Source organism: Fructobacillus sp. ESL1096 (assembly GCF_058511985.1).
Genome location: NZ_CP196400.1, coordinates 148,353 through 162,491, shown reverse-complemented (window position 1 = coordinate 162,491; position 14,139 = coordinate 148,353). Strand labels below are relative to the sequence as shown.

The window sequence follows — 14,139 nt, the reverse complement described above, 5'->3', positions numbered from 1 at the left end:
AAAGGACGAAACATGGCAAATAAAGTAGTGTTAGACCAGGATTCGATGCAACGAGCATTGACTCGCATCACTTACGAAATTTTGGAACGGAATAAGGGTGGTCAAAATCTCATTTTAGTGGGGATTAAGACTCGTGGCGAGTACTTGGCCCACCGGATTGCTGACCGCTTGGAACAACTGGAACAGGTTCAAATTCCTGTGATGGCGATTGATGTCACCAATTACCGTGATGATCACCTGGACAGTGGTGATGATTTGGGCTTGGACCCAGCTGAAAAACTCAACATTGCCAATCAAAACATTGTCTTGGTTGATGACGTGCTCTTTACCGGTCGGACCACTCGGGCTGCTTTGGATGCTTTGATTCAAATTGGACGTCCTCAGGCGATTGCTTTGGCAGTTTTGGTTGACCGCGGTCACCGCGAATTGCCAATCCGGGCTGATTTCGTTGGTAAAAACATCCCAACTGCCCAAAATGAAAAAATTAAGGTAAAAGTCAAGGAATTTGATGGGGAAGACTCGGTTGAAATTGTCCATTAGGACAAGTTAGTTCGTCGTGCCTTTGAAAATCAGGGCTGGAGAGAACCTGATTTTTTCGAAAATAGTAGATAATGAGAGAAAAAGTATGGAACGGCACCTAATTTTAGAGGATGGAACGGTTTTCTCTGGCCAAGGCTTTGGCGCACCAGCGACAACCTTTGGCGAGATTATTTTTGATACCGCTACCTCCGGCTATCAGGAAACAATTACAAATCCAATTTATGATGGGCAAATGATTGTCTTTGCGATGCCAGTTGTTGGCGCCGATGGCATTCATGCGGAGGCCTATGAGTCGACTACACCCAAAATTCGTGGTGTAGTTGTTCACGATTTGGCGGAAGTATCCACTAATCGGCAGCGGCGGATGAACCTGGACCGCTTTTTGCAGCATCATAATATTCCGGGACTGTATGAGGTCGATACGCGTAAGTTAATCCGCCACCTTCGCGAAACGGGCCCGCAAAAAGCGACAATCGTTGATGTTGTCGATGACCACGCAGTTGACCAGTTGGTGGCCACCGTGTTGACAAACAAGCAGGTTCAAAGCACGGCTACCCCGAAGGCCTATGCCAACCCTGGCCATGGTTTTCACATTATTGTGATTGATTTTGGTTTAAAACACGGGATTCTGCGAGTCCTTGGTGACTACGATGCCAATGTGACGGTCCTGCCCTATACAACAACGGTTGATGAAGTGTTGACACTGGACCCCGATGGTATTATTTTATCAACTGGTCCTGGTAATCCCGAGGATTTGCCTGATTCGGTCCTGACTTTGATTCGAGTCTTACAGACGAAAATGCCTTTGTTAGGTCTTGGTCTTGGACACGAGCTCCTGGCATTGGCCAATGGGGCTGAAATTCAAGCCTTACCGGCTGAATACCATGGTATGAATCATCCGATCCAAGAAATTATCTCGCAACAGCTTTTTTATGCCCGGCAGGGGCGTGGCTATGTGATTGATGAGCATTCACTAGATGGCAAGAAACTCTTTGTGACCCACCGCGATCTGGTTGATGGATCAATCCAAGGAATTCGTTTGCGCGACAATCCAGCCTTTTCTGTGCAATTCTTTCCGGATGGGGCACCTGGTCCTCTTGAAGCAAACGGAATCTTTGCGGACTTTTTTGAAACGGTAGCAGATTATGTACAAAAAAATAGTTGAAACGCCGGTTAAAAAAGTACTTTTTATCGGTGGTGGCGAAACAGACTTTGGCCTCCAAGGCGAAAGTGATGCCGCAATTTACCAAGTTTTGCCAATTTTAAATGGCCTTGGTTATACAGTGACAGTTTTGGATGATAATCCCTATTCGTTGGCCCTGGAATCACCAGCGGCTACCGGATTTTTGCGGACTTTGACTGTCCAAAACGTAAAGAAAATTATTAAGTCTCAAAAGATTGATGGTGTGATGCCGCTTTTTGGTGGTGTGCGGGCGTTGCGTTTATGGGACCAGGTTGTTTCTGAGTGGCGTGAAGCAGATGGTGTTTTGCCACAAACGCTTGGTTTAGCGGCTAGCGAACTGCACGAGGTTAACGATGGGGCTTTACTCTTTGACCGAATTGAGGAAATAGGCCTAAGTGTTACCGCCTCGGCCGTGGTGCAAAACCAAGAAGAAGCGAATGAAATGTTGCGCGATTTGGAATTGCCTTTGGTCATTCGGGCACACAACCCAGTTCAGGGCACGACGAGACAAATTGTTGAGCGCTTGGATGACTTTGACCGCGTTGTTAACCGGGTCATGGGTCAATCATTAACTAACGAGGTGCTGATTGCTAAGGCAATTAATGGTCTCAAAGAAGTCTCTGTCTTGGTTGTTCGTGACCGTGATGGTAACTGTCTTCAGGTCGGAGCCTCTGAAGATATGGATCCAATTGGCATTCATACGGCCGACTCACTCTCAGTTGCGCCGGTTTTGACGGTCTCCGATCAAATTTTGCAGCAAATGCGAATTCAAGCCTTTGCGATTGCTGACTTAATTGGCCTTCGTGGTGTGTTACACGTTCAGTTTGCTCTTGATGAAAAGACGGGTGAAATTTATGTAATTAAGGTTTCGCCTTATCTTGATCATTTGGCGAACCGGATGGCTGTGATGACTGGTTATCCTGTGATGCTGGTAGCAGCGCAGCTGGCCATGGGCAAGAAAATTACCGAGGTCTATTTGCCAAATGCCTTCCATGAAAAAACGGCTATTATGGAGCCGGTGATGGACCATATTGTCGTTAAGTTGCCGGTTTTCTCCTTTGGTGACCTGGAAGCGATGGGCATTAAAGTTAATCGTCAATTGAATTCAGTGCAAAAATCAGTTGGATCGGCTTTGGGATTTGGTCGAACATTTGTGGAAGCGATGGAAAAGGCCATTCGTTCGGCCCACTTCAATAACCGGTCGTTTTCCCCAAAATATATGGCCGATGTCTCGGATGATGAACTGATTCAACAGTTGATTCATCCGCAAGATAACCGAGTTTTGCTCTTAATTGAGGCCTTACGTCGTGGTTATGAAGTCGATGAACTGGCTGAATTAACTAATATTGATGAGTTTTACTTTTACCAACTGAATCGTCTAATCGACATTGAGCGGTCGGTTGACCAGGATAAAATTGATGCCGATGCACTACGACGAGCGAAGAAATTTGGCCTTTCGGATGGCCTGATTGCCCGTTTTTGGCAAACTGATTTTCAAGCAATTCGTACCTTAGCGCGACAAAATAATATCCAGCCAACTTATAAGGCCTTGGAGCCATCTGCTGGTGAATTTCCCGAGCATGCACGGCAATTCTTTGCCACCTTTGAAGAAGAAAATGAGTCCGAACCAATTTGCGCCCAGTCGGTTTTGATTATTGGGCCAGGGGCCTTTCGCATGGGGGACGGGGCATCAGCTGGTTATATGACCAGCGTGACGCTGTCCGAGTTGCATCGATTGGATTATCAAACGATTATCATGAACAACAATGCGGCGGATCCAACTCTGTTGCCACACCTGTCAGATAAACAGTATTTGGAACCTCTTGAAGTTTCGGATGTCATGTCGGTGGTTGATAAGGAACAACCTCATGCTATTTTGGTTCCAGGTAATCGTAAAAAATTGATTGAAGCATTGCAGGCAATGGGTCAACACGTGATTGTTTTCCCGAAAGAAAAGCATCATCCGAGCGGACCCGAGAAGCATCAATCAGAGTTTAGCTTGAATTTCTTCTATGATGGCGAAGAAAAGCACCCATTGGTCGTAACGCAGCACCGACCTGGTGAAGTTCGCATTCTCGACCAAGCGATTGATCCGGCTCTTCTGGATGGATTGGTATTAGCGAGTCCAGGTCTGTATCAAATTATTTGGCGCGTCGACTTGGATGCTTGGGTCAGCAAAATTCCTTTGCCTGACTTACGCGTGGATACTTGGCTGCGGCCAATGCCATACGGACATATTGCTTACCTGACTAAGGCTTTGGGCATTCCATTGGGCCGGATGATTGTGCGAGCTTGGGTTGGGCAGCTAAATGAAGCTGACCGCCAATACCTAGCTGCTATTAAGGGCCAGCATGAAACGGCTAAATTGGCGATGGCAGCAAAAAATACAGACTTTGACTTACACTTGCACCCCGATAAAGCTATTGATTTAACTCGCTTTGAAATGGGCGCCAAGGTAGTCCCGTATGAAAGCGAGAATAGCGATGGGCAAAAGTAATCAGTATCCAACTGAAATCCTTTATGGGGTAATGGTCACTGAGGGTAAGTCTGGTGATTACCAAGTCAAACACGGTCAAAAACTGCACCCCTGGCGAATCGGTAAACACACGAAAGGTCAGGTTGTCGGTCCTGGACAAATCTTTTTGACCGAAAAAAATCAGAAGGTCGTTTTAATTAAAACGGTACCGTTAGCTTTCAAAAACCGTCACAACTATCAGCCGATGGGTCGGTTTACTAGTGAAATGATGGTTGTCCCAGCTGATTTTCAAGAATAAAATGAAGGACAATAAAAAGGCTACTGAATCGAAAATGGTTCGGCAGCCTTTTTTGCTGGTTGAAAAAAGTTAATTTAAGTCATACTTGCGGTTGACATTAAAGAAGAAAAGCAAGCCGTTAATGGCAACGATGCCCGCTGAAACAATAAAGATGGCACGGTAATCAAAGATGTTGGCGATAGCAGCTCCTAGCATTGGACCCATTACGGATCCAACTGCTTGGAAGGATTGGTTATAGGAGAAAATCCGAGAAACCATGCCGGCCGGTGAATTCTTGGTTAACAATGTTTGAATGGCGGGTAACATTGTCGAATCCGAAATGCCAACCGCAAAACGTAGGAGGATTAATCCGATGACGGAAGTAACGAAAGCTGTTGGGATAAAAGCGAAGACGGCCATGACGAAACCGGCTTGAATCAGGTACTTGGTCCCAATTTTATCACCCAAGCGACCAAAGACTGGGGCAAAGATCACTGTGGCCAAACCAGGCATAGCGGCCACGATTCCAGCGATAAAGGTGACGCTGCCCTGGTTGTGCACGACTTCGCGAACAAAGAGGGACACGATAGGGTTAATCGACATATTGACGGTTTGAATCAACATGGTGGTCAAGAACAGGGAGACCAAGAGTGTTTTTTTGGGGAGTGTCTTCCAACTAACCTTGATGACAGGATTTTCTTCTTGACCTGTAGCAACTGGCCGTTCTTCGACCAAGAACCAAATAAAGAAGAAAACGATTAACAGAATCAAACCAGTAATATGGAAGAGCGTTTGGTAAGAAACGACCGAAGCCATGGCACCACCGAAAAGTGGACCAATTAACTGGCCACCAGTAAAGCCAGTGACGATAATTCCTAATGAACGACCTACTTTTTCCTTAGGTGTCTGGGTGGCAATGAGGGCGTTGGCATTTGACACAAAGCCACCTAATGCCCCCTGTAAAGCTCGCAAAGCCAGTAGTTCAAAGACGTTTTGGGCAAAACCCATTAAAAAGAGAGAAATTGCCAGGCCAAGGGCGGCCCGCATCATCATTAATTTGCGGCCTTTTTTATCGGCGACACGCCCCCAAATGGGTGAGACGACAGCGGTCACTAAAAAGTTGATGGCAAAAGCCGCACCGGAGTAAAAAGTTAATTCTGATTTGGAAAAGTGGCCCAATGTATCGATGTACAAGGGCATAAATGGCAAGACTTCAGAAAAAGCGACGCCGGTCATAAAAACGGCGAGCCAAACAATCCAAATATTTCGTTGCCAGTTAATCGCTTGATCAGGTGTTTCTCGATCAGATTCAGTCATATATTACCTCCTTGACTGTCAAAATTGATAATCCGCTAATCTAGTAGTTTACTCCTTTTTAAAAAGACTTGCACGAAAGGCAGATGACGATTTCGTGAAAAATGTAAAGATACTGCTATTTTAAATGTTCGAAAATTAGTGGAATGGGGACCGTCGAGTAGCGACAAGTGCTGTTTTCATTGGCTTTATGGGCCATGATTATGATGCTGATTTTAATTGGTGGTAGCAAGCAGGTCAATCGTTTGGATTCCTGGCTAAAGGCTTGTTTGCCAGGTTAAAGTATTTTATAATAGGGAATACCTAAACACGTTTCCAAAAAGAAGGACAGCTATTGTTCTTTTTTTCATTTAGCTAACTCAGGCCGCTGCTGGGTAATCTTGATTTAAAGGAAGGTCTTTTTCAATGACCAAGTACAAGGAATACACTGCCAATGATGTCATGGAAATGGTCAGGGCTTACATGCCGGATGACCAGGTTGTCAAGGTGCAAGCGGCCTATGATTGGGCTAAGAATTTGCATGCCCAACAAAGGCGTCATTCTGGCGAACCTTACATTATTCATCCAATCCAAGTTGCTGGTATTTTGGCCGAGTTAAAGATGGATGAAGCAACAATTGTGGCTGGTTTTTTGCATGATATTGTAGAAGACACACCAGTTAGTTTGGAAGATGTGACGGAGCACTTTGATCCTGTTGTCGGCCGTATTGTCGATGGTGTGACCAAAATTTCAAAAATTAAGTACCAGGATTCCAAGGTTCAACTTGCCGAAAACCATCGCAAGTTACTTTTAGCAATGGCAAAGGATATTCGGGTCATTATCGTCAAATTAGCCGATCGGTTGCACAATATGCGCACCCTCGATGCTTTGCGCCCTGATAAGCAACGCCGGATTGCCCATGAGACGCTTTCAATTTATGCGCCTTTGGCTGACCGACTTGGAATTTCGGCAATTAAATGGGAATTGGAAGACCTTTCCTTGGCAGTTTTGGAACCAGACGCCTACCATCAAATTGCTGGTCAAATGGATATGAAGCGTGAGGAACGGTTAAAGGCCATCCAAATCGCTGTTGATAAGATTGAAGACAGTATTCATGACCTTGGTTTGCAAAATGTTGTCGTTTATGGACGGCCAAAGCATATTTATTCAATTTATCGCAAATTAGTTGACAAACATAAGTCTTTTGGCGAAATTTATGACCTTTCAGCTATTCGAGTTTTAACTAACTCAATTCCTGATACCTATGCCGTTTTGGGTGCCATTCATGCGCATTGGACACCAATTCCAGGACGTTTCAAGGATTATATTGCCTTGCCAAAGCCAAATGGCTACCAGTCGTTGCATACAACGGTGATTGGTCCTTCTGGCAGACCTTTGGAAGTGCAAATCAGAACCCATGCGATGCACCAAGTCGCTGAATTCGGGGTTGCGGCCCACTGGGCTTATAAGCAACATGGCGGAACTTCTAACCAATCAGCCGATGTCAAGGACCAAAGCGAACGGGCTTTGAACGTGATTCAGGGGATTTTGGAATTGCAGGAATCGGCAACGGATGCCCAGGACTTTATGGATTCGGTTCAAGCCGATCTCTTCGTTGACCGGGTTTATGCCTTTTCACCCGCAGGCGATGTTTATGAATTGCCAAAAGGTGCCGGCCCTTTGGACATGGCCTTTGCTATTCACTCTAATTTGGGAACTAAAACGACCGGGGCCAAGGCCAATGGCCGCATTGTGCCATTGGACTACAAAATTCAAAATGGCGACATTATGGAAATCTTGACCGGCCCTAATGCGAGTCCTTCAAGAGACTGGTTGGATTTGGTTTCAACGCGTAAGGCGCGACACAAGATTAAGCACTTCTTGAAGTCGCAAGACCGAGCCGATAATATTGAAAATGGCCTTGAAGCCATCTCACGTGCACTTTTTGAAATGCACTTTAACCCAGTTGATTTCGTAACCGATGAACAAATTGCGGCCGTGGCGGAAACGATGCAGGCCGGTACTCGTGAAGATTTGTTGGCCGCTGTTGGCTATGGTGATATTTCAAGATTAGCAGTTGCCAAGGAACTGACCCGTCATGTTCGTGAAGAACGTGAGGCGGCGGATGCCGAAGAACTGCAAAAAAGCTTATTGGAAGATGGCCAGGCTATTAAAAAGGAACCTCAGGTGCCGAAGCAAAAAAGTCGTGACCGCGATAAGCAGTCCGACGTGGTCATTGCCGGAGTTGATAACCTTTTAGTTCGTTTGTCTGGTTGCTGTACACCAGTGCCGGGGGATCCCGTGATGGGCTATATCTCCCAAGGGCGGGGCATTGCCGTCCATCGTTTTGATTGTCCAAACATTCATGCAGCTCAGCAAAAGGGTCAGCGATTGGTGGATGTTATTTGGGCAGATGTCAATGGTCAACGACCAGATTACACTGCTGATTTAACCATTCATGCCGAAAATGAACCGGGTATTTTGAATGCCATTTTGCGGTCTTTGAATGCCAAGACTCGCTTTATCAAAGAAATCAACGGACATGTAACCAAGGGGGGCATGGTGCAGGTTCAAGCATCAATTGGAGTAGCGAACTTAGCTCAATTGAATGGCATAATCGATGCTTTGTTAGCAGATCACTCGGTTTATGATGTGAAGCGAACAATCCATTGAAGTGCTGCTAGTTGCTATGGTTGGTTTTCGAGGCCGCTGGTTCTTAGTCAATGGCTATTGTGATTCAGCTACTTATCAGTTAAATGATTAGACGTTAAAAGGACGTCCTGCCAGTCTTGATGTACTGAGCAGGGCGTCCTTTTAGTTCTAAGGGAAACTGATTTTTAACGGGCCTTTAACCAGTAAACCAGGCCGAAGGGAATCGTTGATTCTGTTCCCGTAAAGATGCGACCGATGTTTTTACGGTGGCGGTAGAAGACAAAAATCGTTAAGGTGATGGCGACAATCGATAAAATCCAATCGTGATAGTAAAAGACGGACATGCAAGTGGCGAAGGTAAAGCCGACCATGGAGGCCACCGAAACCATGGAGAAGAGAATTAGGCAGGTAACAAAGATGGTACAAACCATCAAAAAGAGTGGGGGATTATAAACGGATAAGACACCGGCTGACACCGCCACGGCCTTGCCACCCTTGAAGCCAATCCAAATTGAGAAGGTATGTCCCAAGATAGCAAAAAGGCCAACAAGCATCACATTGACGTGCTGCCAGCCAAAGAGTGCTGGCAAAGACGCTGCCAAAGCGCCCTTAAGAATGTCTAAACATAAGACAATCGTTCCCGGAACGGGGCCCAGAATTCGAAAGGCATTGGTGGTCCCGATGTTACCAGAGCCCTCGGTTCGGATGTCTTTATGGTAAAAGACCTTACCTAACCAATATCCTGGAACCATTGACCCTAAGAGATAGGCCAAGACCAGGATGAAAGCGATTTTTAACATAGTTTTTAAAACTCCTTTTTTCTAAAAAGAAACAGCACGTTATATTTTACCATAGGATTTTATTTTTCCTGGTTAAATTTTTCTGAGAAACCCTAGGGGAAAAGGACGGGTGGGATTTGGTTGGTTTTTAGGCTTTAGAACTTTTCTTTTTTCCTATTGTCAGTTTGTAAATTTTAATCTATGATAATTATTGATTGTCTAAGATAATAGCATTACTTGTTTTAACTGAACAGAATACATTATCTTAGACGAAATGACGAGAAGGAAGAAGACCGTGGCAAAGCAAACACACTACGACTCAGATTCAATTAAAATTTTAGAAGGATTGGAGGCAGTTCGGAAACGCCCCGGTATGTATATCGGATCGACTGATGGACGTGGACTCCATCATTTGGTGTATGAAATTGTTGACAACGCCGTTGATGAGGCCCTAGGGAACTTCGGAAACGATATTGCGGTGACAATTGAAGAAAATAATGCCATTACTGTTCGTGATTTTGGCCGTGGCATGCCGGTTGGAATGCACTCTTCTGGAAAACCAACGCCCGAAGTGATTTTGACGGTTCTCCATGCTGGTGGAAAGTTTGGCCAGGGTGGTTATGCCACTTCTGGTGGCCTGCACGGTGTTGGTTCCTCTGTTGTGAACGCCTTGTCGGAACATCTGAAGGTGACAATCGTTCGCGATGGCCACCGCTTTGAAGAAAGTTTTGAAAATGGGGGCCACCCAGTTGGCACCCTGATTGATTTAGGCCCCACTAAGGACCATACCGGGACAACGGTGACGTTTAAACCGGACGCAAGCATTTTTTCAACCACTGTCTTTAAGTTTGATACTTTGGCTGAACGCCTACGAGAGTCGGCCTTTTTGATGTCAGGGGTCAAGTTTACCCTGACCGATAAGCGGGTAACGCCCGTTCGCGAAGAAGTTTACCACTATGACCATGGTCTGCAGTCTTTTGTTCAGTTTTTAAATGAGGAAAAAGAGGGCTTAGGTCCAGTGATGACCTTTGAGGGAACAGCTGATGGTATTTTGGTCGACGTTGCTGCCCAATATAATGATGGCTACTCTGAAACCCTGCTGTCCTTTGTTAACAATGTGCGGACACAGGACGGTGGAACCCACGAGGTTGGTTTTCGGTCGGCCTGGACTAAGGCCTTTAATGAGTATGCCCGCCGGGTTAACCTCTTAAAGGAAAAGGATAAGAACCTTGAAGGCTCAGACGTCAGAGAAGGATTGTCGGCCGTGATTTCTTTGCGTGTCCCAGAAGAAATTTTGCAATTTGAAGGACAGACAAAGGATAAATTAGGAACAACCGAGGCCCGGGCAGCTGTGGATGGGGTGGTTAATGAAACCCTGTCGCGCTTTTTGCTGGAAAACGGTGACTTTGGTCAAAAGATTGTCCGTAAGGCACTCCGTGCTCGCGAAGCCCGTGAAGCTGCTCGTAAGGCCCGTGAGGAATCCCGGACAGGTAAGTCCAAAGGTAAGCGTGACCGTTTATTGTCTGGTAAGTTAGCACCAGCCCAGTCAAAGAACGCTGATAAGAACGAACTGTTTTTAGTTGAGGGTGATTCGGCCGGTGGCTCTGCTAAGCAAGGCCGGGATCGTAAGTTCCAGGCAATTTTGCCCTTGCGTGGTAAGGTCTTAAACACCCAAAAGGCGAAATTGGCGGACATCTTAAAAAATGAGGAACTTTCGACTCTGATTTATGCAATTGGTGGCGGAGTCGGCCCTGATTTTAATATTAAAAATGCGGCCTTTGATAAGATTATTATTATGACCGATGCCGATGATGATGGGGCCCACATTCAAACCCTGTTGCTGACTTTCTTTTATAAGTACATGCGGCCTTTGATTGAGGCCGGGCGTGTCTACATTGCCTTACCACCACTTTACCGAGTGAAGTACCGTGGCAAGAAGGAAGATTCTTTTGCGTGGACCAATGATGAATTGGCAACAATCACAGCAGCCGCTAAGGTGAAGTACGAATTAACTCGTTTTAAGGGCTTGGGCGAAATGAATGCACCATTACTCTGGGAAACAACGATGGACCCTGAATCGCGGACACTGATTCGGGTTAAGATTGATGACGCTGTTTTGGCTGAAAAGCGGGTCACAACGTTGATGGGTGATAAGGTTGACCCTCGGCGCCAATGGATTGAAAGCAACGTTCAGTTTACTCTGGAAGAAGACGGCTCAATTTTGGATAACGTTGCCGGTGGTGACGAAGCAAATGCCCAAGTCTTCGAACAGGCAATTGCTGGTCATAATCGTACCGATGATGAACAAAATGACCAGGTGATTGTTGCTAAGGGAAAAGCAGCTAAAAAAAAGGCTGGTGACCAAGCAAGCAAAACAGCAGACCATGTTGAGAACTTAGACTTGTTTTAATAACTAATTTAGAAAGGTGGGGATTGTCAGTATGGCAGACCGCATTACTGAGCTTTCATTGGAAGCCGTGATGGGTGAGCGCTTTGGCCGATATTCAAAATATATCATCCAGGAACGTGCCCTTCCGGATATCCGTGATGGTCTCAAACCGGTTCAACGACGGATTTTGTACGCCATGGACCAGGATTCAAATACCTATGACCACCCATATCGTAAGTCGGCTAAATCAGTCGGAAACGTGATGGGAAACTTCCACCCCCACGGGGATTCCTCAATCTATGAGGCCATGGTTCGCTTGTCCCAGGATTGGAAGGTCCGCGAACCATTAATTGATATGAACGGAAATAACGGGTCAGTTGATAATGACCCAGCCGCTGCGATGCGGTATACCGAGTCGCGGTTAACGAAGTTATCCGGTGAAATTCTGAAAGACTTAGCTCAGGATACGGTTGAAATGGTCTTAAATTTTGATGATACGACCTACGAACCGACGGTACTCCCATCTCGAGTACCAAATCTCTTCGTCAACGGAGCAACTGGCATTTCGGCTGGTTATGCGACCGATATTCCCCCTCATAACTTAAAGGAAATCAACCAAGCGTTGGTTTACTTGCTCGATCATCCCGATGCGCCATTGTCAGCTTTGATGCGATACGTTAAGGGACCTGATTTCCCAACGGGTGGGATTATTCAAGGAATCGACGGCATTAAGCAGGCTTATAAGACCGGTCGAGGGCGGGTTGTTGTCCGGGCGAAGACGGCAGTTTCTAGTCTAAAGGGTGGCAAGAAAAAGATTGAAGTGACGGAGTTGCCGTATGAAGTCGTGAAATCGAACTTGGTCGCTAAGATTGATGCGATTCGTGCCAACAAAGAAGTTGCCGGCATTATTGAAGTTCGTGACGAATCTGACCGCGAGGGGATGTCAATTGTGATCGAGTTGGCCAAGGATGCTTCGGCCGATGGAATCTTGACCTACCTCTTTAAGAAGACGGACTTGCAGATTTCGTATAATTTCAACATGGTCGCCATTCATGACCAACGTCCTGTTTTAGTGACTTTGAAGGACGGTTTGACCGCTTTTTTGGACTTCCGTAAAGAAGTTGTTCGCAAGCGGTCAGCCTATGACTTGAAAAAGGCCAAGGCCCGCCAACACATTGTGGAGGGGCTGATTCGAATGTTGTCCATCCTCGATGAAGTCGTGGCAACGATTCGCTCTTCGAAGAACCGCAAGGATGCGACGGAGAACTTGGTGAAGGAGTACCAATTCACCAAGGAACAGGCTGAAGCGATTGTGGCTTTGCAGTTATATCGGTTGACTAATACTGATGTGACCCAGCTAGAAGAGGAACACAAGGCATTAGCTGAAAAGATTGCTATGTTGGAAAAGATCCTGAATGAAGAAGAAGCGCTTCATGATGTGATCCGCACTGAATTGAAGGCCATCACCAAGGAATATGCCAGCCCACGCTTGACGGAAATCGAAGAAGAAATCCAATCGTTGGTAATCGACACAGCAGTGACGGTACCAGATGAAGATGTCCGCATCTTGGTTTCAAAGAATGGTTATGCGAAGCGGTCATCATTGCGTTCTTACAAGGCCTCTGCTGCCGAAAACGGCTTAGCCGAAGATGACGCCGTTGTCTTGAATCAAACGGCCAACACAACCCAACATTTGCTGATGTTTACGAACTTTGGGAACCTGATTTACCGACCAATTTATGAGTTGGCGGAGTACAAGTGGAAGGAACCAGGAGAACACTTCTCGCAGGCGCTGTCGAACTGGGATAGCCAGGAAAGTATTATCCAGGCCTATGTGGTTGCAGAAACGGATAGCAACCAAGCCTTCTTACTTGCTTCCAATGATGGCTTTATCAAGCAGAGTTTACTTAAGGACCTTGTGCCAAAGTCCTACAAGAAGAAATCAGCAACTGTGATGAAACTGAAAACAGAAGCGGCACGGGTAGTCACAGCAGCGCTGGTCACCAATCAGAAAGAAGCCTTAGTGTTGGCAAAGACTGGCTTGGCCCTGCGCTTTGAATTGGCCGATGTGCCAGTCGTTGGTGCTCGGACCGCCGGGGTGAAGGCCATCAAGTTAACCGAGGGTGATACCGTGGTTACGGTATTAGCCTTGGCACCACAAGATAAGTTTTTGGCCTTGGTAACAAATCAGGGAACCTTTAAGTATAGCTTGTTAGACGACATAACCCTTGGCCACCGAGCTAACAAGGGCTTGCAAGTGCTTAGTCCACGGAAGACCGTTTCTTATGAAATTGCTGCTGCGACAGCTGTTGATCCGAACCAGGGGGCTTTGCGGATTGAAACCGACCACTTAAAGGACTTTGATATCCAATTAGCTGATCATTCATTAGCGAGTCGGACTAGCAATGGTCAGGCTTTATTGGATGTGAAGAGCGATGGGCAAGCGACAGCTATTTTCCCTTTGAATTTAAAGGAAAATGACTAGTCAAATGTAACCCATTCGGGTTACAATCTAAGTATTGACAGTTGCCAAAAGAATTGGCACTAGAG

General features: G+C 46.1%; 9 protein-coding genes. 7 read left to right on the top strand and 2 right to left on the bottom strand.

Going from position 1 to position 14,139, the window contains the following annotated elements; translation table 11 throughout:
• Positions 1 to 12 precede the first annotated feature (12 nt).
• The 4 genes from pyrR (at position 13) to ACSYSR_RS00545 (ending at position 4,497) form a co-directional block, all read left to right on the top strand.
• On the top strand, positions 13 to 540 hold the full coding sequence (gene pyrR, locus ACSYSR_RS00560; protein ID WP_047974823.1) for a bifunctional pyr operon transcriptional regulator/uracil phosphoribosyltransferase PyrR: 528 nt from the start codon (positions 13 to 15) through the stop codon (positions 538 to 540).
• Positions 541 to 625: 85 nt separating this feature from the next.
• A complete protein-coding gene (locus ACSYSR_RS00555; protein ID WP_489816437.1) occupies positions 626 to 1,705 on the top strand; it encodes a carbamoyl phosphate synthase small subunit in 1,080 nt (359 codons plus the stop codon).
• On the top strand, positions 1,686 to 4,220 hold the full coding sequence (locus ACSYSR_RS00550; RefSeq protein ID WP_489816438.1) for an ATP-binding protein: 2,535 nt from the start codon (positions 1,686 to 1,688) through the stop codon (positions 4,218 to 4,220). The genes ACSYSR_RS00555 and ACSYSR_RS00550 overlap by 20 nt, the downstream gene beginning before the upstream one ends.
• Positions 4,207 to 4,497 (top strand): DUF7671 family protein, encoded by a 291-nt coding sequence (locus tag ACSYSR_RS00545; protein WP_489816439.1) that lies wholly within the window; start codon positions 4,207 to 4,209, stop codon positions 4,495 to 4,497. The genes ACSYSR_RS00550 and ACSYSR_RS00545 overlap by 14 nt, the downstream gene beginning before the upstream one ends.
• 69 nt (positions 4,498 to 4,566) lie before the next feature.
• Here the strand turns inward: ACSYSR_RS00545 and ACSYSR_RS00540 are convergent, their stop codons facing one another.
• Positions 4,567 to 5,793: an MFS transporter gene (locus tag ACSYSR_RS00540; protein WP_489816440.1), complete on the bottom strand. Its 1,227-nt coding sequence runs from the start codon at positions 5,791 to 5,793 to the stop codon at positions 4,567 to 4,569.
• 402 nt (positions 5,794 to 6,195) lie between these two features.
• Here ACSYSR_RS00540 and ACSYSR_RS00535 point away from each other — a divergent pair, with 402 nt between their 5' ends.
• The gene (locus tag ACSYSR_RS00535; RefSeq protein ID WP_489816441.1) at positions 6,196 to 8,442 is read left to right on the top strand and encodes a RelA/SpoT family protein; all 2,247 of its coding nucleotides are present in this window, start codon (positions 6,196 to 6,198) and stop codon (positions 8,440 to 8,442) included.
• Between the two features lie 164 nt (positions 8,443 to 8,606).
• Here ACSYSR_RS00535 and plsY read toward each other — a convergent pair whose 3' ends face one another.
• Positions 8,607 to 9,221, bottom strand: coding sequence for a glycerol-3-phosphate 1-O-acyltransferase PlsY (plsY, locus tag ACSYSR_RS00530; RefSeq protein WP_489816442.1), 615 nt, complete (start codon positions 9,219 to 9,221; stop codon positions 8,607 to 8,609).
• Between the two features lie 274 nt (positions 9,222 to 9,495).
• Between plsY and parE the strand changes: the two genes are divergently transcribed.
• Together parE and parC are read left to right on the top strand one after the other, a co-directional pair.
• Positions 9,496 to 11,610, top strand: coding sequence for a DNA topoisomerase IV subunit B (parE, locus tag ACSYSR_RS00525; protein WP_489816443.1), 2,115 nt, complete (start codon positions 9,496 to 9,498; stop codon positions 11,608 to 11,610).
• Between the two features lie 31 nt (positions 11,611 to 11,641).
• Positions 11,642 to 14,074 (top strand): DNA topoisomerase IV subunit A, encoded by a 2,433-nt coding sequence (parC, locus tag ACSYSR_RS00520; protein ID WP_489816444.1) that lies wholly within the window; start codon positions 11,642 to 11,644, stop codon positions 14,072 to 14,074.
• Positions 14,075 to 14,139: the final 65 nt, after the last annotated feature.